Origin of the sequence: Comamonas sp. JNW (genome assembly GCF_003105075.1) — a bacterium.
In the GTDB taxonomy this organism is placed as follows: domain Bacteria; phylum Pseudomonadota; class Gammaproteobacteria; order Burkholderiales; family Burkholderiaceae_C; genus Comamonas; species Comamonas squillarum.
Genome location: NZ_QETI01000008.1, coordinates 220,368 through 239,397, shown reverse-complemented (window position 1 = coordinate 239,397; position 19,030 = coordinate 220,368). Strand labels below are relative to the sequence as shown.

The 19,030-nt window shown below is 64.8% G+C and carries 16 protein-coding genes; 3 read left to right on the top strand and 13 right to left on the bottom strand.

All coding sequences use genetic code 11. The annotated features are described in order from the left end of the window. Positions 1 to 2 precede the first annotated feature (2 nt). Both DCO45_RS13960 and DCO45_RS13955 read left to right on the top strand, forming a co-directional pair. Positions 3 to 431, top strand: coding sequence for a GtrA family protein (locus DCO45_RS13960; RefSeq protein WP_243419352.1), 429 nt, complete (start codon positions 3 to 5; stop codon positions 429 to 431). Then, positions 428 to 1,243, top strand: coding sequence for a ChbG/HpnK family deacetylase (locus DCO45_RS13955; RefSeq protein ID WP_243419351.1), 816 nt, complete (start codon positions 428 to 430; stop codon positions 1,241 to 1,243). The genes DCO45_RS13960 and DCO45_RS13955 overlap by 4 nt, the downstream gene beginning before the upstream one ends. 7 nt (positions 1,244 to 1,250) lie before the next feature. On the opposite strand, the gene DCO45_RS13950 is transcribed toward DCO45_RS13955, so the two are convergent. The 13 genes from DCO45_RS13950 to DCO45_RS13890 all read right to left on the bottom strand — a co-directional run bounded on the left by DCO45_RS13950 (position 1,251) and on the right by DCO45_RS13890 (position 15,239). Further along, entirely contained in the window at positions 1,251 to 2,033 is a 783-nt protein-coding gene (locus DCO45_RS13950) for an enoyl-CoA hydratase (protein WP_116926376.1), read from the bottom strand. A 93-nt stretch (positions 2,034 to 2,126) separates the two neighbouring features. Next, the gene (locus DCO45_RS13945; RefSeq protein WP_116926375.1) at positions 2,127 to 2,969 is read right to left on the bottom strand and encodes a thioesterase family protein; all 843 of its coding nucleotides are present in this window, start codon (positions 2,967 to 2,969) and stop codon (positions 2,127 to 2,129) included. Between the two features lie 164 nt (positions 2,970 to 3,133). Beyond that, positions 3,134 to 4,333, bottom strand: coding sequence for an acetyl-CoA C-acyltransferase (locus tag DCO45_RS13940; protein WP_116926374.1), 1,200 nt, complete (start codon positions 4,331 to 4,333; stop codon positions 3,134 to 3,136). Between the two features lie 2 nt (positions 4,334 to 4,335). Further along, positions 4,336 to 4,791: an endonuclease domain-containing protein gene (locus DCO45_RS13935; protein WP_243419350.1), complete on the bottom strand. Its 456-nt coding sequence runs from the start codon at positions 4,789 to 4,791 to the stop codon at positions 4,336 to 4,338. An 8-nt stretch (positions 4,792 to 4,799) separates the two neighbouring features. After that, a complete protein-coding gene (locus DCO45_RS13930; RefSeq protein WP_116926372.1) occupies positions 4,800 to 7,208 on the bottom strand; it encodes a 3-hydroxyacyl-CoA dehydrogenase/enoyl-CoA hydratase family protein in 2,409 nt (802 codons plus the stop codon). A 68-nt stretch (positions 7,209 to 7,276) separates the two neighbouring features. Further along, positions 7,277 to 7,699 carry a DUF2147 domain-containing protein gene (locus DCO45_RS13925; RefSeq protein ID WP_116926412.1) on the bottom strand — a complete coding sequence of 141 codons (423 nt, stop codon included), beginning with the start codon at positions 7,697 to 7,699 and terminating at the stop codon, positions 7,277 to 7,279. A gap of 66 nt (positions 7,700 to 7,765) precedes the next feature. Further along, positions 7,766 to 9,568, bottom strand: a complete 1,803-nt coding sequence (locus DCO45_RS13920; protein WP_116926371.1) for an acyl-CoA dehydrogenase C-terminal domain-containing protein — start codon at positions 9,566 to 9,568, stop codon at positions 7,766 to 7,768. Between the two features lie 19 nt (positions 9,569 to 9,587). Beyond that, on the bottom strand, positions 9,588 to 10,337 hold the full coding sequence (locus tag DCO45_RS13915) for a TetR/AcrR family transcriptional regulator (RefSeq protein WP_021028953.1): 750 nt from the start codon (positions 10,335 to 10,337) through the stop codon (positions 9,588 to 9,590). Between the two features lie 170 nt (positions 10,338 to 10,507). After that, positions 10,508 to 11,188: a nucleoid occlusion factor SlmA gene (gene slmA / locus DCO45_RS13910; protein WP_021028954.1), complete on the bottom strand. Its 681-nt coding sequence runs from the start codon at positions 11,186 to 11,188 to the stop codon at positions 10,508 to 10,510. A gap of 200 nt (positions 11,189 to 11,388) precedes the next feature. Next, positions 11,389 to 12,282, bottom strand: coding sequence for an acetylglutamate kinase (gene argB, locus DCO45_RS13905; RefSeq protein ID WP_116926370.1), 894 nt, complete (start codon positions 12,280 to 12,282; stop codon positions 11,389 to 11,391). Between the two features lie 73 nt (positions 12,283 to 12,355). Then, positions 12,356 to 13,456, bottom strand: coding sequence for a glycosyltransferase (locus DCO45_RS13900; protein WP_116926369.1), 1,101 nt, complete (start codon positions 13,454 to 13,456; stop codon positions 12,356 to 12,358). Further along, complete coding sequence (locus tag DCO45_RS13895; RefSeq protein WP_243419349.1) at positions 13,456 to 14,247, bottom strand: glycosyl transferase; 792 nt, start codon at positions 14,245 to 14,247, stop codon at positions 13,456 to 13,458. The genes DCO45_RS13900 and DCO45_RS13895 overlap by 1 nt, the downstream gene beginning before the upstream one ends. A gap of 65 nt (positions 14,248 to 14,312) precedes the next feature. After that, positions 14,313 to 15,239, bottom strand: a complete 927-nt coding sequence (locus DCO45_RS13890; protein WP_116926368.1) for a glycosyltransferase family 2 protein — start codon at positions 15,237 to 15,239, stop codon at positions 14,313 to 14,315. Between the two features lie 60 nt (positions 15,240 to 15,299). Here DCO45_RS13890 and DCO45_RS13885 point away from each other — a divergent pair, with 60 nt between their 5' ends. Continuing rightward, positions 15,300 to 18,992: a methyltransferase domain-containing protein gene (locus tag DCO45_RS13885; protein WP_116926367.1), complete on the top strand. Its 3,693-nt coding sequence runs from the start codon at positions 15,300 to 15,302 to the stop codon at positions 18,990 to 18,992. The last annotated feature ends 38 nt before the right edge of the window (positions 18,993 to 19,030 follow it).

Here is a 19,030-nt window from a genome sequence, read left to right as displayed (position 1 = left end):
GCTTGCCGATCGCTGCCTTGGCCGATCGCCTGCGCAGACTGCCCCAGGGGCTGCAGTTTATTGCCGTGGGCGGCTCGGCCGCTGCCACCCATTTGCTGGTGGTGCTGCTGCTGGTCGGCGGCGCAGGCATGGCACCGCTGCTGGCCAATGTGCTGGCTTTTCTGATCGCCTTTGTGGTCAGCTACAGCGGGCACGCCTGGCTGACCTTTGCCGATAAACAGGCGCCGCATGCCCAGGCGCTGCCGCGCTTCTTTCTGGTCGCCTGCAGCTCCTTTGCCCTTAATGAACTGCTCTACTACCTGGCGCTGCACCAGCTGCACTGGCACTACGCCTGGAGCCTGGTCGCGGTGCTGGTCGTCGTGGCGGTATTTACCTTTGCCGCGGCCAAATGCTGGGCCTTTGCCCACGCTCGGCCGCACTGCGCACCATGAAACACATCACCCTTTGCGCCGACGATTTTGCGCTGCACCCGGCAGTCGATGCCGCCGTGCTGGAGCTGGCGGCGCTGGGCCGCTTATCGGCCACCAGCTGCATGACCACCGCGCCGGGCTGGCGTGACGCAGCGCGGGCCTTGCCAGCAGTGCGCGGCCAGCTGGACCTGGGCCTGCATTTCAACCTGACCGAAGGCCATGGCGTGGGGCCAGATACTGCGATCACGCGCATTCTCAGCCAGGCCTATACCGCCCGGCTGTCTGCCGCTGCGCTGCGCGACGCCTGGCGCCGCCAGCTCGATGCCTTTGAGGATGCGCTGGGCATGCCGCCCGTCTATGTGGATGGCCACCAGCATGTGCACCAGCTGCCAGGCGTGCGCAAGGCGATGCTCGCCGAGCTCAGCGCCCGCTATGGCGCAGCAGCGGCCCGGCAAATCTGGATCCGCTCCACGGCCCCTGCGGGCGCCCTGCGCTGGCAGGCCAAATCAGCCACGATTGCGCTCCTGGGCGGCTGGCGCCTCAGCCACCAGCTGCAGCGCCAGCATTGGGCCACCAACCAAGGCTTTGCCGGGGTCTATGGTTTTGATGCGCCGACGGAAGCCGCCTATGGCGGCCTGATGGCCCAATGGCTGGCCGAATGCCAAGACGGCAGTTTGCTGATGTGCCACCCGGCGCAAACGCCGATGCCCAATGACGCGATTGGCCAGCAGCGGCCGGTGGAATGGGCCTATCTGCGCTCGCCCGCGTTTGGCGCGCTGCTGGCAGCGCAGGGCTGCCGCATTGGCAAGCTGGTGCCTGCCAAGGGCGCCTAAGCAGGGATCACAGACCGCTGAAGTTGGGCTTGCGCTTTTCCATAAAGGCCTGCATTGCCTCTTTGGCAGCGGGCTGCTGCAGCAGATCGGCAAACACACGGCCTTCTTCGGCGATGCGCGACTGAACGGCCGCCATCTGGCCGCTCTTGAGCAGGCGCTTGCTCGCCATCAGCGATGCCAGCGGCTTGGCCGCCAGCTTGGCCGCCTGCGCCTGGGCAATGGTGTTGCATTCGGTCGGTGGCACCACGCGGTTGACCAAGCCCACTTCCAGCGCCGCCTCGGCCATGAAGGGGTCGCCCAGCAGCAAGGCCTCGCAGGCACGCTGGTGGCCCATCAGCTGGGGCAACAGCAGGCTCGACGCACCTTCGGGGCAGAAGCCCAGGTTGACAAAGGGCAGCGAGAACATCGCGTTGTCACCGGCATAGACCAGGTCGCAGTGCAGCAGCATCGTCGTGCCAATGCCCACGGCCGGGCCGCAGACGGCCGCGACGATCGGCTTGGGGAACGCGGCCAGTGCCTGCAAAAACTGGAACGGCGGCGCGTTGTCATCGGGCTTGGGGCCGTGGAGGAAATCGCCCAGGTCGTTGCCCGCCGTGAACACCGAGGCATCGCCCTGGAACAGCACCACGCGCACCTCGGCGCTGCTGGCGGCCTGCTGCAAGACCTCCGCCAGGGCCAGGTACATGGCGCCGGTCAGCGAGTTCTTCTTGGCCACCCGGTTGAAGGTGATGGTGCAGATGCCCGCTTCGGCCAGCACCCGGATATCGTCGCACGAGGATTGGATCGTCATAACAGTCTCTCAAAAAAGGGGTCGGTGCCGGGCCCGGGCCACGGCCAGGGCGCACACCGAAGACGCTGGCATGCTAACCGGATTTGGCGCGCCTTATTCCTTGTAATAGACCAGCTGGTGGCTGGTGGCCAGCAAAACGCCCTGGGGGGACCAGATCTGCGCGGTCTGGTCAAAAAAACCATCCCGAAAGCCCTGGCCCTGGGCCTGGGCCAGCACCGGCTGGGTGCCGACTGCGGCCAATTGCTCGGCACTGGCATGCACATAGACCGTCAAGGACACGGTGCCCACCGGCACGCGCTTGGCGCGGCGCAGCCAGATGCGAGGAAAAAACACGTCACACAGCGAGGTGAGCGCCGGCACATCGAGCGGGCGCGGGGGCTCGTCACTGACCCACATGCGGGTCAGGCTCGGGCTGCTTGCGCCGTCCCACTCCGTCGGATAGCCGCCCAACAGCGGGCGGATGTTGTAGCGGTTCAGCCATTCCACGCGGAAATCGGTGGTGTAGCGTTCCACCGCGCTGGAAGGCGGCACCTCGGGCATCACGTACTCGTCATCCGACCAGGTATCGCGCGCCAGGGCCGTCATCGCGGTCGCGGTGGTCGTCGTGGACCACTGGCCCTCGGCGTCTTGCTCGCGCAAGGTGATTATCCAGTGCTGGGTGCTGCGATTGGTGCGCGCCGGGATGGCTTCGATCACATAAGGCCGCTCGCCCACGGCGCCGGCGTAGTTCACGGTGACCGCCACCAGATCGCCCAGGCGCTGCGGGTGCTGCAGCACGGCCTGGGCCACTTGCGCAGCAGTGATGCCGCCGTAGGGCCCGACCATGTTCCAGTAGTCCTTGCTAGCCTGCGCCGCATACTGGTTCTGGCCGCTGGGTTCCATGGCCATCGCACGGTCAAAGGCATGGCGGGCGTGGTGGGAGGAGAGTTCACTCATTCGGACATCTTTCGCAGAAATTTTCGAATCCGCCGAAAACGCCATGTGCCCGTACCAAGCCTTTCAAGACCTGTCTTGCAGTTGCATTTTCTGCCACCCGACATTAGCAGCCAACGGCATCTGTTGCAGCCCAGTGGGCGACAGATGCCGTAGCCAGCGCCGGTTTAGATGCGCTCCAGAATGCCCGCCGCGCCCTGCCCCATGCCCACGCACATGGTCACCATGCCGTACTTGAGCTTGTTGCGCTGCAGCGCATGCACGACGGTGGCCGCGCGGATGGCACCGGTGGCGCCCAGCGGGTGGCCCAGCGCAATTGCGCCGCCCATGGGGTTGACCTTGGCCGGATCCATGCCCAGCTGCTGCATGACCGCGATCGACTGCGCGGCAAAGGCCTCGTTCAGCTCGATCCAGTCGATATCCTGCAAGGACAGGCCGGCATGGCGCAGCGCGACCGGGATCGCCTCGATCGGGCCAATACCCATGATCTCGGGCGGCACGCCCTTGCTGGCATAGCTGACAAAGCGCGCCAGCGGCGTCAGGTTAAAGCGCTTGAGCGCCGCCTCGCTCACCACCAGCAAGGCACCTGCGCCATCGCTGGTCTGCGAGCTGTTGCCGGCAGTGACAGAGCCGCGCGCCGCAAACACGGTGCGCAGCTTGGCCAGTCCCTCGATCGAGGTGTCCGGGCGCGGGCCTTCATCGAGGTCCACCGTGCGCGAGCGGCTGACCGCCTCACCCCGGGCGATGTCCACCCCCCGGTCGGTCACGGTGATCGGCGTGATCTCAGCGGCAAAATCGCCGGCCTGCTGCGCCGCCAGCGCGCGCTGGTGAGACTGCAGTGCAAAGGCATCCTGGGCATCGCGGCTCACCTTCCAGCGCTGCGCGACTTTCTCGGCAGTCAGCCCCATGCCGTAGGCAATGCCGACATCGCCTTCGCGCTCAAAGATGGACGGCGACAGCGATGGCGAGTTACCCATCATCGGCACCATGCTCATGCTCTCTACACCGGCGGCGATCATCACATCTGCCTCACCCACGCGGATGCGGTCGGCCGCCATCTGCAGTGCCGTCAGGCCCGATGCGCAAAAGCGGTTGACCGTCACCCCGCCCACCCCCACCGGCAGCCCTGCCAGCACCGCGCTGATACGCGCCACATTCAGGCCCTGCTGGGCTTCGGGGATCGCACAGCCGCAAACCACATCCTCAATCGCCTGCGGGTCCAGCCCCGGCACCTGCGCCAGCACGGCCTTCATCGTGGTGGCCAGCAGATCGTCAGGGCGCATATTGCGCAGATAGCCTTTGTGCGACTTGCCAATCGGCGTGCGCGTCGCCGCAACGATGTAGGCGTCTTGAACTTGTTTACTCATGGTCACTCGTCCTCTGTATTCACCTCCCTCTCCCGCAAGCGGGAGAGGGCTGGGGTGAGGGCCTGCAGCAGCTGCGCAAGCACCTCGTTGGTTTGTTGCAATACGTCGTGGTTCCAGAATCGCAGCACGCGCAAGCCTTGCTGATGCAACCACACCGTGCGCTGCTGGTCATAGGCTTGCGCCTGCAGATCCGCATGCTGGCCGCCATCGATCTCCACCACCAGACCCTGCTCCAGGCAGACAAAATCCAGGATGTAAGGGCCTAGCGGATGCTGTCTGCGGAACTTGGCGCCCGCCAGCTGGGGGTTGCGCAGGTGGCGCCAGAGCAGTTGCTCTGCAGTGGTGGAGGCTTGGCGCAGGGCGCGGGCGTTCTGCACGGGCACACTGACATCCGCCCTCACCCCTGCCCTCTCCCGCGAGCGGGAGAGGGGGTTTGGGGGCAGGGGCTGCTTCGCCACGATTTGCCTCAGTTGCGGACCGGCTTGCCGGTGTTCAGCATGCCCAGAATGCGCTCCTGGGTTTTTTCCTTCACGATCAAGTCGGTGAAGGCCTTGCGCTCCAGCGCCATCAGGTACTCCTCGTTCACCAGGGTGCCGGCATCCACATCGCCGCCGCAGACCACATCGGCCATATGGCTCGCGATCAGCATGTCGTGCTCGGTGATGAAGCCGCCTTCGCGCATGTTGACCAGGGTGCTGCGCAAGGTGGCTGCACCACTGCGGCCGGCCACCGGGAAGGGCTTGCGCTGCGGTGGGCGCCAGCCCGACTGCGCCATGGCCTTGGCCTGCGTCAGCGCCACAAACAGCAGCTCGTCGCGGTGCGGCACGATGACATCATCGGCCTGCAGGTAGCCGATGGCCTGCGACTCCAGCGCGCTGGTGCCGACGGTGGCCTTGGCGGCTGCGGTAAAGCCATTGGCCAGGAAGGGCAGCAGATCCGTGCCGGTGGAATACTGCGCATGGCGCGCGGCCTGGTAGGCGACATTGGTGAGGCCGCCGGCGCCGGGCACCAGGCCCACGCCCATCTCCACCAGGCCGATATAGCTTTCCATATGCGCCACGCGGCGTGCGCAGTGCAGCAGCAGCTCGCAGCCGCCGCCCAGCGCCATGCCATGCACAGCGCCAACCACCGGGATCTGCGCATAGCGCACCGACAGGAAGAGCTGCTGCATCACCTGCTCGATCTGATCGATGGCCATCGGGCCTTGCAGTGCAAAGGCCGGCATCATCGCCTGCAGATCGGCGCCCACGCTGAACGGTGCATCGCCCGACCAGACGACCATCGCATCAAAATCCTTTTCGGCCAGCGTCAGCGCGGCCTGCAGGTCTTCCATCACATCGGGGCTGATGGCATGCATCTTGGTCTTGATGCTGAAGACCAGCACCTGGTCATCGAGGGTCCAACTGCGTGAGGCCTTGCTCTCGGCCAGGGTGCGGCCTGCCGTGCGCCAGTCCTGCGCGGGCGCGCTCGTCTCGCCCAGCACGCGCTCGGGAAAGAGCTGGCGCGCATAGACCGGCAGATCGCGGCGCGGCACAAAGCGGTTCTCGGCAGCGCTCCAGGAGCCCTGCGCCGTGTGCACACCGCCGGCGTCCGCCACGGGGCCTTCAAACGCCCATTGCGGCAGCGGCTCGGTGCTGAGTGCCTTGCCAGCGTCAATGTCCTCCTGCACCATCTTGGCCACCTGCAGCCAGCCGGCTTCCTGCCACAGCTCGAACGGACCTTGCTGCATGCCAAAGCCCCAGCGCATGGCCAGATCCACATCGCGGGCATTGTCGGCAATGTCTTTCAGGTGCACGGCGGCGTAGTGGAAGCTGTTGCGCAAGATGGCCCAGAGGAACTGGCCTTGCGCGCCCTCGCTGCCCCGCAGCAGCTGCAGGCGCTCGCCCGCCGGCTTTTTCAGCATGCGGGTATAGACGTCGTTGCCCTTTTCGCCCGAGGGCACATAGGCCTGGTGCGCGGAGTCAAAGCGCTCGATGCCCATCCTGGTCTTGCGGTAAAAACCCGCCTTGGTCTTTTGGCCCAGCGCGCCGTTGGCGATCAGCTGGGTCAATACCGCCGGCGTGGTGTAGCTGGCGTAGAACGAGTCGCTCTGCGCCGTCAGCTGGGTCTGCATCGTCGCTATGACATGGGCCAGGGTGTCCAGGCCCACCACATCGGCGGTGCGGAAGGTGCCCGAGCTCGCGCGCCCCAGCTTCTTGCCAGTCAGGTCATCGACCACGTCGTAGCTGAGACCAAAGCGCTCGGCCTCGGCAATGGTCGACAGCATGCCCGCCACGCCGACGCGGTTGGCAACAAAGTTGGGCGTGTCCTTGGCGCGGATGACGCCCTTGCCCAGCTGGCTGGTGGCAAAGCTCTCGAGCTGGTCCAGCACCTGGGGCTCGGTCGCTGCCGTGGGGATCAGCTCCACCAGCTGCATATAGCGCGGGGGGTTGAAGAAGTGGATGCCGCAGAAGCGGTGGCGCAGCTGCTCTGGCAATGCTTCCGACAACGCAGTGATCGACAGCCCCGAGGTGTTGGAAGCCAGGATCGCATGGGGTGCGACAAACGGCGCAATCTGGTGGTACAGATCACGCTTCCAGTCCATGCGCTCGGCAATCGCCTCGATCACCAGGTCGCAGTCCTTGAGCTGCGCCAGGTGTTCTTCGTAGTTGGCGGGCGTGATCAGATCCGCTTCAGCCGCCACGCCCAGCGGCGAGGGCTTGAGCTTTTTCAGGTTGGCAATGGCCTTCTGGGCAATCGCGCTTTTGGGGCCTTCCTTGGCAGGAAGGTCAAACAGCACCACCGGCACGCGCACATTGACGAGGTGGGCCGCAATCTGCGCGCCCATCACGCCGGCGCCGAGCACCGCCACTTTTTTCACCACAAATCGGGACATGGTTACTCCACATTTCATGGCTGTCAGCCCCTGATAGGGATGCGCTGACAAGCCGTTGTATTCAAAACCTATTCGACGCGCGTCCAGGTCTGCGTGCGGCCAAAGGGGCCAATCGATCCGCGCACATCGAGCTTGTTGCCGTTGTCCGCAGGTGTGAGCTTGAGGCTGTAGCTGCTGCCGTTTTCCGGGTCGAGGATCTTGCCGTCTTCCCAGACCGCCTTGCCCGGCGCCTGCTTGGCACCGCGGATGATCTCCAGGCCGACGAGCGGCTGCCCCTTGCGGTCATCGCTGCAGCGGTCACAGACGGCCTGCAGATCGGCACCCTTGCGCAGCAGCTTTTCCACCTTGCCGCTGAGCACCCCGCCGCTGTCGCTGATGCGCACCTCGGACTTGGGTTCACCGCTTTTCTCGTCAAAGGTGCGCCACAGGCCCACCGGCGACATGTCCGCCGCGAGCGCTGGCAGTGCCACCGCCAAGCTGCCAGCCACCATCAGCACAGGTTTCAGCAAGGTTTGCATCAGGGTCTCCTTCGGTGTTTTTCGGCAGCACTGCAGCTGTCAAGCCAGCGCCGCGTCGGTGTTCATCAAGAGCTTGCTGCCGGTGCGCATGGTGCGCACGCGCAGGCCCGCCTCGGGGAACAGGCGCGCAAAGTAAAAGCGTGCCGTCTGCAGCTTGGCTTCGTAGAAGGTCTTGCCCGTCACATCGCCTTCGGCCAGTGCGCGCAGCGCGGTCTGGGCCATGCGCGCCCACCAGTAGCCCATCACCAGGTGGCCCATCACACACAGGTAGTCGGTCGCCGCAGCGCCCACTTCGTCAGGGTTTTGCAGCGCCTTGAGGCCCAGCTCGGTGGTGATGCCGGTCATCTGGCCGGCCAGCTGCGCCAGCGGGTTGATGAAGTCGGCCATGCGCTCGTTGACGCCCTCTTCCTCGACCAGACCCTGCACCAGCTTGCCCAGCGCCTTGAGCGCCGCGCCCTGGTCCCCCAGCACCTTGCGCCCCAACAGATCCAGCGCCTGGATGCCATTGGTGCCTTCGTAGATCATGTTGATGCGCGCATCGCGCACAAATTGCTCCATGCCGGTCTCATGGATGTAGCCATGGCCGCCAAACACCTGCTGGCACAGCACGGTCACCTCAAAACCCTTGTCGGTCAAAAAGGCCTTGAGGATGGGGGTGAGCAGGGCCACCTGCGCGGCATGGGCCTTGCGCACGGCTTCGTCGGGGTGGTTCAACTCTTCGTCGACCAGGGCCGAGGTGGCGACCATCATCGCGCGGCCGCCTTCGCTGTAGGCCTTGGCGGTCAGCAGCATGCGGCGCACATCGGCGTGCACGATGATCGGGTCGGCCGGCAGGTCCTTGGCCTTGGTGCCCGACAGGCTGCGCATCTGCACGCGGTCCTTGGCGTAGGCCAGTGCATTTTCATAAGCCACGGCCATCAGGCCCAGCGACTGGTTGGCAACGCCCAGGCGTGCGGCATTCATCATCACAAACATGGCCTGCAGGCCCTTGTTGGCCTGGCCAACCAGGCTGCCCACGGCGCCATCGATGGCGATCTGGGCGGTGGCATTGCCATGGATGCCCATCTTGTGCTCCAGGCCCGAGCAGCTGATGGGGTTGCGCGCACCCAGCGAGCCATCGGCATTGACCAGGAACTTGGGCACCAGGAACAGGCTGATGCCCTTGCTGCCCTTGGGCGCATCGGGCAGGCGGGCCAGCACCAAGTGCACGATGTTGTCGGTCATGTCGTGCTCACCGGCGCTGATGAAGATCTTGTTGCCGGTGATCTTGTAGCTGCCATCGGCTTGGGGCTCGGCCTTGGTGCGCAGCAGCCCCAAGTCAGTGCCGCAATGGGGCTCGGTCAGGCACATGGTGCCGGTCCATTCACCGCTGGTGAGCTTGGACAGGTAAAGCTTTTTCTGCTCGTCCGAGCCATACACATGGAGTGCCTCATAGGCGCCGTGCGACAGGCCAGGGTACATGGCCCAGGCCTGGTTGGCGCTGTTGAGCATCTCATACAGGCACTGGTTCAGCACAAAGGGCAGGCCCTGCCCGCCATAGGCACTGTCGCACGACAGGGCCGCCCAGCCGCCTTCCACATACTTGGCATAGGCCTCCTTGAAGCCCTTGGGCGTGGTCACGCTCGAATCGGCCGGGTTGCGCGTGCAGCCTTCGGCATCACCAGGCAGGTTGAGTGGCTGCACGACCTCGACCGCAAACTTGCCGGCCTCTTCCAAAATCGCATCCATGGTGCCGGTGTCCACCTCGGCATAGGCCGGCAATTGGGCAAAGCGGGCCGGCAGGTCCAGCACTTCTTGCATGAGGAACTGCATGTCGCGCAGCGGTGGGGTGTACTGAGGCATGGAAAGTCCTTTGGAAAAATTACGAGGTCAAAACAGAAACGGAGGCGGGCGCGGCCGCATCGGGCAGCGCTGCCAGGCAAGGGGCCAGCGCGGCATCGATCAAGGCGGCCTCGCGCTCGGGGTTCACCGCATGGCGCAGCAAGATGCCGCGCAGGCCGGTGGCAGCATGGCGCAGCGCCTGCGGGCCATGGAGAAAGCGGGTTTCATAGTGCAGCGACAAAATGATGCCGTGCAGCTCGAACAGCACTTGGTCGGGCGCGACATCGCTGCGCAGCTGGCCTTCGGTCTGGGACTGCACAATCGCGCGGCGCATCGCATCCATCCAGATGCGCACCGACTCGGACAGCGCATCGCGCACATCGCCGGGCCGGTCATCAAACTCCACCGCGCCGCTGATGTAGAGGCTGCCGTAGAGGCGGCTGGCATCATTGGGCTGGGCGGTGCTGCCCATCCAGCCGGTGGCCATATGCAGCAAACGGGCCAGCCCACGGGGCACCTGCAGCGCCGGTACAAAGATCTCGCGCTCAAAGCGCTCATGGTATTCGCGCACCACCGAGCACTGGAGCTCCTCACGTGATCCAAAGTGGGCAAACACCCCTGACTTGCTCATGCCCATGGCCAGCGCCACCATGCCCAGCGACAGGCCATCGAGCCCCTCTTGCGCGGCCAGGGACAGGGCGGCATCCACAATCGCAGCACGCGTTTGGGCGCCTTTGGCCAGCTTGGCGATCTCGGCAGGGCCTGGGGTGGAAGCAAGGGGTTTGGTCATAAATCAAAAAATAGCACGGTCGTTCTTTTTTTGATTCTTGCACAAACCCAGTGTGCTGCCAACCGTTGGTGTGCAAAGCAAGGGTAAACCACGGCAACGGCCGTGCCCCCCATGAAAAAAGCTGCTGGCCTTGTCAGGCTCAGCAGCTTTTGCGATGGGGTGGGCTGGCGTCAGTGCGCCATCAAGGACAGGCAGGCGTCGAGCTGCTCGGTGGGCAGACGGCGGAAATCCGAACGCGCAAAGCGCTGCAGGCGGCCGATCAGGAAGGACATCAGCACGCTGGAGCGCACATTGGCATCCACGGTGGGCGTAGCCGATGCATCGCCGCCGGGCACCACGCGCAGGCACTGGCGCAAGGTGGTCTCGATGCGCTCGAAGAACTGCTGCATGCGCTGCTGCAGACGGGGGTTTTCGGACTGCAGCGCATCGCCCAGCATCACGCGCACCATGCCGGGGTTGCGCTCGCCAAACTGCAGCACCATGGCCACGACACGGTGGGCCTGGGCAATGCCCTGCTCCACGGTCTTGGCGGGGTCGGGCACATCGCGGCCGGTGATCTGCACGGCCAGGCTATAGACGGACTGCTCGATGAACTCGATCAGGCCTTCGTACATCTGGGCCTTGCTGGCAAAGTGGCGGTAGAGGGCCGCCTCGCTGATCGACATTTGCGCGGCCAGTGCCGCCGTGGTGATGCGGTCTGCGCCTGGCTGCTCCAGCATGGCCGCCAGCGTCTGCAGAATCTGGATTCGACGCTCTCCGGGTTTTGGACGTTTACGGGTAGGTGCCGGGTTAGCGGCTTCTAGCGGCGCATCGACGAGGTCGGCGGCGAAAGAAGATTCTTGATCAGACATGCGTTGAATATGAGGCTGCACCCGACGCAGTCTCCCAACACCGCCAGGTATTTTTTATTGATAAAAGTAAGGCACTCGCCTCACAGGTTGCCAGCGCAACCTTGGGCCCTCTGTAACATCTTACTGCAAAAGAACTGCAGAAAAATGATAAAAATCATGTGCATTGCTAGATGCACAAATCAATTACGCAATCAAATGTATCAATAACTACGAATCATTGTTCCGTAGGCTGTGTCGGTCAAAATTTCGAGCAGCATCGCGTGTGGCACGCGGCCATCGACAATATGCACGGCATTGACACCGCTCTTGGCGGCATCGATGGCGCCAGCCAATTTAGGCAGCATACCACCCGAGATGGTGCCGTCCTCGATCAGTTCATCGATCTGGCGCGAGGTCAATTCGGTCAGCAGCTGGCCTTGCTTGTCGAGCACACCAGGGATGTTGGTGAGCAGCATCAGCTTTTCGGCCTGTAGCACGGTGGCCAACTTGCTGGCCACCACATCGGCATTGATGTTGTAGCTCTCGTTGTTCTCACCGAAGCCAATCGGGCTCACCACGGGGATGAAGGCGTCGTCCTGCAGCGCCTTGACCACGCTCGGGTCGATGGACAGGATGTCGCCGACCTGGCCGACATCGTGCTCGACCGATGGATCCTTGTTGTCCTTCAACTTGAGCTTTTGGGCGCGGATCAGGCCGCCATCACGGCCAGTCAGGCCCACGGCCTTGCCGCCGGCCTGGTTGATCAGGCCCACGATGTCTTGCTGCACTTCGCCGGCCAGCACCCACTCCACCACTTCCATGGTTTCGGAGTCGGTCACGCGCATGCCCTGCACGAACTTGCCTTCCTTGCCCAGGCGCTTCAAGGCGTTCTCGATCTGCGGGCCACCGCCATGCACCACCACAGGGTTGATACCCACCAGCTTGAGCAGCACCACGTCTTCGGCAAAGTCGGCCTGCAGCTCGGGGTCGGTCATGGCGTTGCCGCCGTACTTGATGACCATGGTCTTGCCATGGAACTTGCGGATGTAGGGCAGTGCCTGCGCCAGAATTTCAGCCTTGTCGCGCGGGGCAATGGAGAGAGAAGGAGTCGTCATGGTTGCAGGCCTTTACAGCAGCGGAGAAGATGCAAAACGCGCATTGTGCCCCAAAGTGCCGCCTGCCTGCTGATCAGCGAATCCAGCCCGGTAGCTTGAAGCGCACGATCACCAGATAGGCAGCGACATAGGAGACACAGAACAGCGCACAAAAACCGATCAGGATATAGGTGTTGCGCCAGAACAGGACCGCCGGCACCACGGTGAGCAAAGTGAACGCCCACAAATACGGCGCGGTCCGGTTATTGCGGCGCAGCATGCGGCGCGCCGCATTCTCATCGAGCACGCTGCGCACGATGCGGCGGTAGATCAGCTGGTGCAGGTGCAGCGCATCGGCCATGCCCGGCGAGTCGCCGCGCGCGAGCTTGCGGTAGATGGAAAACATGGTCTCCCAGACCGGATAGATGAGCAGCAGCATCGGGAACCAGGGCGATACGATGGGGTGGCGCTGCACCAAGGTGATGCTGCAAAAGGCGATCACGATGCCCCAGACATAGGCGCCGCCATCGCCGGCAAACAGCTGGCCCATGGGGTAGTTCCAGAACATGAAGCCCAGGGTGGCGGCGGCCGTGATCACCAGGATCGCTGCCAGCTCGCGGTCACCCAGCTGCAGCGCCACATGGGTGAGCGCCGCGCAGATGATGACCGCCACCATGCCGGCCAGGCCGTTGTAGCCATCGATGATGTTGAAGGCATGGGGCAGGCCCGCAATGGCCAATACGGCCAGCGCCATGCCCAGCCAGGGCGCGGCGCTCAGCACCGTATCGAGCCAGACCAAGCCCATGCGCGGCACCGTCATGCCCAGCAGGTAGACGGCCAGCAAGCCGGTCAGCAAAGTGAGGACCAGGCGGTAGCGCACCGTCATGCGCTGGGTCATGTCTTCGGCAATACCACCGGCGACGGCGGGCAGCATCGCCATGAAGAAATACAGCACCCACTGGTTCCAGTGCAGCGCATTGCCGTAGTAGCCCCACCAGTTCTGCAGGCCGGCGACGCCCACCGTCAGCACCAGGCTGACAAACATCGCCAAACCGCCCAGCCGGGGGATGTTGCCCATATGGAAGCGCTGGGGCAAATCCTTGCCATAGCGTTTGGCATGGCCGCGCATGCGGCGCACGATGAAACCCGCGCCAATGAGCGTACAGAGAAAAGCGACCACTGCCAGGAAAATCATTATTCAATCATCGTGAGTGCTGCCGTGGGGGTACGCCGGAGCAAGGCCCGGGCGCGCCAGAAAACTGCCGAGGTCCACAGCCGCAGCAAGCTGCGAATATGCCACAAAGCATGGCGCGCCCGGCGGTGGCTGGCGCGTTGGCCAGCATGGCCCACCACGCAGGCGGCGCGCGCCAGGGTCCAGCCCGCCAGGCGCAGGCGCAGGCACAGCTCCACATCCTCGCAGTACATGAAGTACGCGGTATTGAGCCCGCCAATGCCCTGCCAGACGGGCGTAGGCAGCAGCCACATGGCGCCATTGACCCATTCGGCCCGGGTCTCGCGGCGTTTGACCGCATAGCGGCGCAGCAAGGACCAGGGGGTGGGCAGCTCGCGCTCGCTGTCCTGCAGCTGGCCATGCTCATCCACCTGCATCGGGTAGGCCAGGCCCACACCCTGGCGCTGCAGCGCGCGCACCAGTGCGGGGAAGGGGTTGCCGCCCGTCAGATCCACATCCGGGTTCAGCACGCAGACCAGGGGCTCGGTCGCGTCGGCCAAGGCCGCATTGTGGTTGGCTGAAAAGCCTTGCGGCACGCTGTTGTGGCGCAGCTCCAGCACAAAGGGCCAGCCGCCGGCGGGCGCCAAGGGTGCGGGCTCGGGCAGGTTCAGGGTCAGCACCACGCGGCGGACACCGGTGCCGCCCGCGCCGTGCAGCGCCAAGGCATCGAGCAGCTGCTGCACCATCGCCCCATGGCCATGGCTGACCACGGACAAGGCGATGGGAGGGAGCGGGGAGGTGGGGCTGGCGGACATCAGCGGGCATTATCCATCAGCGGCCAGTGCTGAAATCAGCCCAGCGCGCCAGTTGTAACGGCACCTCAGTACAGGCGCAGCGCCAGCAGCACACGCAATATCAAGGTGTCGACCTTGCTCATGCGCCAGTAATAGCGCTGGGTCGAGGCGCGCAACGCCGTCGTCCAGCTGCTGCGGGAGCGGATCAGCATGCGCAGCTGGCGGCGCTGGGTATGGGCCAGGCTGGGGCCATGGAGCCGGTCGAACTCGCTCAGCTGGTCGATCCAGCCGGGGCCCGCCTGGCGCAGCCGGCGCCAAAAGCGCTGCACGCGCGCCCATTGGCCGGCCAGGCCCTGCTTTTGCATGCCGATGGTGTTGCTGCCATGCTGGCGGTAGAGGATGTGGCTCTCGCTGTCGAACACCACCTGGCCAAAGGCCGATACCACCAGGTAGGCCCACCAGTCATGCGCCAGGCAAAAGCCGGGGCGCTGCGCCAGCAGGCGCTCGCGCGCCGCGCGGTTGAGCGCCATCGTGCAACCGGTCGCAATATTCTGCACCAGCGCATTGCCCCAGCCAATGCAGCGGCGGTCGTAATCGGGCGAAGGGCCGATGGGCTGCAGATCGCGGTCCACATACTGGGTTCGCGAGCAGTAGAGCGCCGCGCCCTGCTTGCCTTCCAGCAGCGCCAGCGCGCGGCTCACCTTGCCGGGCAGCCAGACGTCATCCTGGTCGCAGAATAAATAGAAATCATAGCCAGCGCCCACGTTTTGCAATAATTCGTAAAAACTAGCTACAAAACCAAGGTTTTCGCCGGCCTGGATGTGGATGTTTGGATGGATGCTGGCATAGCGCCGGACAATGGCCAGGCTCTGGTCACTGGAGCCATCATCGCGCACCCAGATATCGCAACCCGCATGGCTTTGCGCCAGCAGGGAATCGAGCTGCGCAGGCAGAAACGGCTCGCCGTTGAATGTAGACAATAGAATTGCCACACGATTTTGCTTGTCAGTCATTCATCTTTCACCTGCATCTGCAGGCCTATCTCGGCAAAATTCCTACCCATTCCCATATCCATGACCCGCGAACACCACGTCTACACCCGCCACATCGATCTCCAGCAGCGCAGTTCGCTGTCCGTGCTGGCGAACAAGATACAGCCGGGCGCCCGGGTGCTCGATCTGGGCTGCGGCCCCGGCGTGCTGGGCCAGTACCTGCACGAGCACAAGGCCTGCACCCTCGATGGTGTGACGTTCAGCGCTGAGGAGGCCGCGCTCGCCAGGCCGTATTATCGCGATCTGGCTGTGGCCGATCTGGAACAGATCAACCTGGCTGAAGCTTTTGCGCTGCGCCAGTATGACTATATCGTCTGCGCCGATGTCCTGGAGCACCTGCGCCAGCCCGAGCAACTGCTGGCCGACTGCCGCGATCTGCTGGCAGAAAACGGCGAAATCCTGGTCTCGATCCCCAATGCGGGCTACTGCGGCCTGGTGATGGAGCTGATGCAAGGTGAGCTGCGCTACCGCGAAGAAGGCCTGCTTGACGCCACCCACCTGCGCTTTTTCACCCGCCAGTCGCTGCTGCGGCTGATGCAAGCGGGCCAGTGGAGCGTGCAGTCGCTCGAGACCATCGACCGCCCGCTCGACGAATCCGAATTTGCGCGGACCACCGCCGACAGCCTGCCGCCCGCCGTGATGCGCTACCTGCTGGCCCAGCCCGATGCGCTGGCCTACCAGTTCATCTGCAGTGTCCGGCCCAGCAGCGATGCCGCTGCAGCCCAGGCCCATGCGCTGCTGGCGATCGAGAGCGAGGCCAACACGGCGCATGCCAGCTTCACCACCAACCTGTACTGGGCCGATGCCGGCCAGTTCAGCGAGTCGCACAAGCTGATTGCCAAGGGCCAGATCGGCGCCCTGCAGCAGAGCATTCGCTTTGCGCTGCCGCGCTTTGAAGGCACCCAGCCCACATTGCGCTGGGACCCGGCCGACCGCCCCGGCTTTTTGCACCTGCATGCGATGCGCCTCTATGACGCCAGTGGTGCGCTGCGCTGGCGCTGGGAAGCGGACCGGCCAGAAGCGCTGGCCCAGGTGCCGCACAGCCAGATCAGCTGGCAGCCGGCCCCCGCCACCGCGCCGGGCAGCACGCTGCTGTTGCTGACGGGCGATGACCCGCACCTGCACCTGCCGATTGCCCCGGCGCTGCTGCAGGACTGCCTGCAGACCGAAGGTGCGGTGCTCGAAGTCAGCCTGGGCTGGCCGATGTCGGCCGACTACGCTGCGCTGGCCGATAGCGCCCAGGAGCTGCAGGCCCGCATCCGCCACGCTGATACCGAGGTGCTGCGCGCCCAACAGGCCCAGGCCGATGCCCACACCCAGCTGCGCCTGCTGCAGGCCCATATGCAGCAGCAGAAAGAAAACCTGGAAGCCGCGATTGCCCAGCAGCAAGAACATATCCAGGGCCAGCAGACCCATATCGGCAACCTGCAAACCCACCTGGGCAATATCGAAGCCTCGGAGGCCTACCGTGTGGGCCAGAAACTGGCCAGCGCCAAGGCGCGGCTGCGCGGCCGGCCTGCGCCCGCCCCGGCCGTTGTGCATGTGCCCGAGCCTGTGCAGGATGCAGTGCAAGCAGTCGATGCACAGGAGGTGATCGCAGAGCTGGAAGATGATGCAGTGCTCGCCGTTGTTGTCGATGAAGCTGCGCCCGCTGAATCCCGGCCCGAGCCTGTGCGCCCGCTCGCAGCAGCCCAGCCCGCTCCCATGGTCGACATCATCGTCCCGGTCTACCGGGGCCTGGGCGACACGCAACGCTGCCTGCAGTCGGTGCTGCAAGCGGCCACGCAAACCAATAGCCAGCTGGTGGTGATCAATGACGCCAGCCCCGAGCCGGAATTGACCGCCTGGCTGCGCGAGCTGGCCCAGCAGGACAGCCGCGTGCAACTGCTGGAAAACGACATCAACCTGGGGTTTGTCGCCACCGTCAACCGAGGCATGGCGCTCAACCCCAGCCATGATGTGCTGCTGCTCAACAGCGACACGGAGGTGTCGCACGAATGGCTGGACCGCCTGCACCGGGCGGCCTACAGCGCCACCGATGTGGGCAGCGTCACGCCGCTGTCCAACAACGCGACGATCTGCAGCTACCCGCGCTTTTGCGAAAAGAATGCGCTGCCGGCCGACGCCGATCTGCTGCGCCTGAACCACCTGGCCGCCAGCGCCAATGCCGGGCAGACGGTCGAGGTGCCCACCGGCGTGGGCTTTTGCATGTACATCCGCCGCGACTGCCTTGCGCAGACCGGCCTGTTTGATGTGGCGCATTTCGGCAAGGGCTACGGCGAAGAGAACGACTTCTGCATGCGCGCCCATGACCTGGGCTGGCGCCATCTGCTGGCGCTGGACAGCGTGGTGCTGCACACCGGCGGCGTCAGCTTTGGCGACAGCAAGACGCCGCGCGAGCAGGCCGCCTACCAGACCCTGCTGCAACTGCACCCTGCTTACGACAGCCTGGTGCAAGCGCATCTGAAGGCCAACCCGGCCCAGGCCGCGCGCAATGCCATCGACAAGGCACGCCTGCGCCAGCACCCGCTGCCGCGCGTGCTGATGGTGCTGCACAACGCCGGCGGCGGCACCCTGCGCCATGTCAAGGAGCTGGCCCACAGCCTGCGCGACCGCGCGGTATCGCTGGCCCTGACCCCGCTGGAAGACAACTACATCCGCCTGCAGTGGCTCGATGCGGCCGAAGGCTATGACGAGGAGTTCCACTGGCCCACGCAGTCTGACGCACTGGTGGCGCAGCTGCGCGAGCTGGGCGTGAGCCATATCCACTTCCACCACCTGATGGGGCTGAACCTGGAAGTGATGCGCCTGCCCGAGCTGCTGGGCGTGCGCTATGACTTCACCGCCCACGACTACTACGCGATCTGCCCGCAGATCAACCTGATGGAGCCCACCCACAACCCGCGCTATGCGGCGCTGGGGGTGCCGCAGTGCCCGCAATGCTCTGGCGCCGAACCCGCGCCCACCGGCGAGTACATCGATGCCTGGCGCATGCGCCACCGCCTGTTCCTGAACCAGGCGCGCTATGTGCTCGCACCCAGCAAGGATGCGGCACTGCGCATGCACGAGTACTTCCCCGATGCGCCAGTGCGCTATGTCACCCACCATGACATCCCCGATGCAGCCTTGCTGCCTGTGCCCAAGGGCCAGCCGCTGGCGCCCCATGCCCATCTGCGCGTCTTTATCCTCGGCGGCGTGAGCCTGGCCAAGGGGGGCGATGTGATGGAAGCCGTGGCGCTGGCCGCCGCCCAAAGTCAGGCGCCGGTCGAGCTGCACCTGCTGGGCTACCCGCACCGCCGCATGCGCACCCAGCCCCATGCCAGCCTGACCGTGCACGGCCCCTATGACGATGCCGACCTGCCCGCACTGATGGCGCGCCTGCAGCCCGATGTGGTCTGGTTCCCGGCGCTGTGGCCCGAGACCTATAGCTACACCTTGAGCGCTTGCCTGCAAGCCGGTGTGCCGGTGATCGCGCCCGATATCGGCGCCTTCCCCGAGCGACTGGCAGGCCGCCCCTGGACCTGGCTGCGTCCCTGGAGCACCTCGGCCGACGAATGGCTGGCGCTGCTGCAGGACATTCGCCAGCGCCAGTACGTCGACGGCCAGCCACCGCTGCCTGCCCCGGCTGCCGCGGTCGATCTGAAAGCCCAGTACCTGCAGCCCTGGAGCTACGGGCACGATTACCTGACGGGTCTGCGCCCGGCCCTTAATTAAATAAAATAGGCCAATAGTGCTTGCAAATCAAGCAGCCA

Excerpts from the sequence above, each read along its gene's own strand:
- DCO45_RS13925 (WP_116926412.1), bottom strand. The coding sequence starts at position 7,699 with ATGGTGGCTGGCAGCTTGGCGGTGGCACTGCCAGCGCTCGCGGCGGAC.
- DCO45_RS13885 (WP_116926367.1), top strand. The coding sequence starts at position 15,300 with ATGACCCGCGAACACCACGTCTACACCCGCCACATCGATCTCCAGCAG.
- DCO45_RS13900 (WP_116926369.1), bottom strand. The coding sequence starts at position 13,456 with ATGATTTTCCTGGCAGTGGTCGCTTTTCTCTGTACGCTCATTGGCGCG.
- DCO45_RS13920 (WP_116926371.1), bottom strand. The coding sequence starts at position 9,568 with ATGCCTCAGTACACCCCACCGCTGCGCGACATGCAGTTCCTCATGCAA.
- DCO45_RS13950 (WP_116926376.1), bottom strand. The coding sequence starts at position 2,033 with ATGACGATCCAATCCTCGTGCGACGATATCCGGGTGCTGGCCGAAGCG.
- argB (WP_116926370.1), bottom strand. The coding sequence starts at position 12,282 with ATGACGACTCCTTCTCTCTCCATTGCCCCGCGCGACAAGGCTGAAATT.
- DCO45_RS13955 (WP_243419351.1), top strand. The coding sequence starts at position 428 with ATGAAACACATCACCCTTTGCGCCGACGATTTTGCGCTGCACCCGGCA.
- slmA (WP_021028954.1), bottom strand. The coding sequence starts at position 11,188 with ATGTCTGATCAAGAATCTTCTTTCGCCGCCGACCTCGTCGATGCGCCG.
- DCO45_RS13940 (WP_116926374.1), bottom strand. The coding sequence starts at position 4,333 with ATGAGTAAACAAGTTCAAGACGCCTACATCGTTGCGGCGACGCGCACG.
- DCO45_RS13915 (WP_021028953.1), bottom strand. The coding sequence starts at position 10,337 with ATGACCAAACCCCTTGCTTCCACCCCAGGCCCTGCCGAGATCGCCAAG.
- DCO45_RS13890 (WP_116926368.1), bottom strand. The coding sequence starts at position 15,239 with ATGACTGACAAGCAAAATCGTGTGGCAATTCTATTGTCTACATTCAAC.
- DCO45_RS13930 (WP_116926372.1), bottom strand. The coding sequence starts at position 7,208 with ATGTCCCGATTTGTGGTGAAAAAAGTGGCGGTGCTCGGCGCCGGCGTG.
- DCO45_RS13895 (WP_243419349.1), bottom strand. The coding sequence starts at position 14,247 with ATGTCCGCCAGCCCCACCTCCCCGCTCCCTCCCATCGCCTTGTCCGTG.
- DCO45_RS13945 (WP_116926375.1), bottom strand. The coding sequence starts at position 2,969 with ATGAGTGAACTCTCCTCCCACCACGCCCGCCATGCCTTTGACCGTGCG.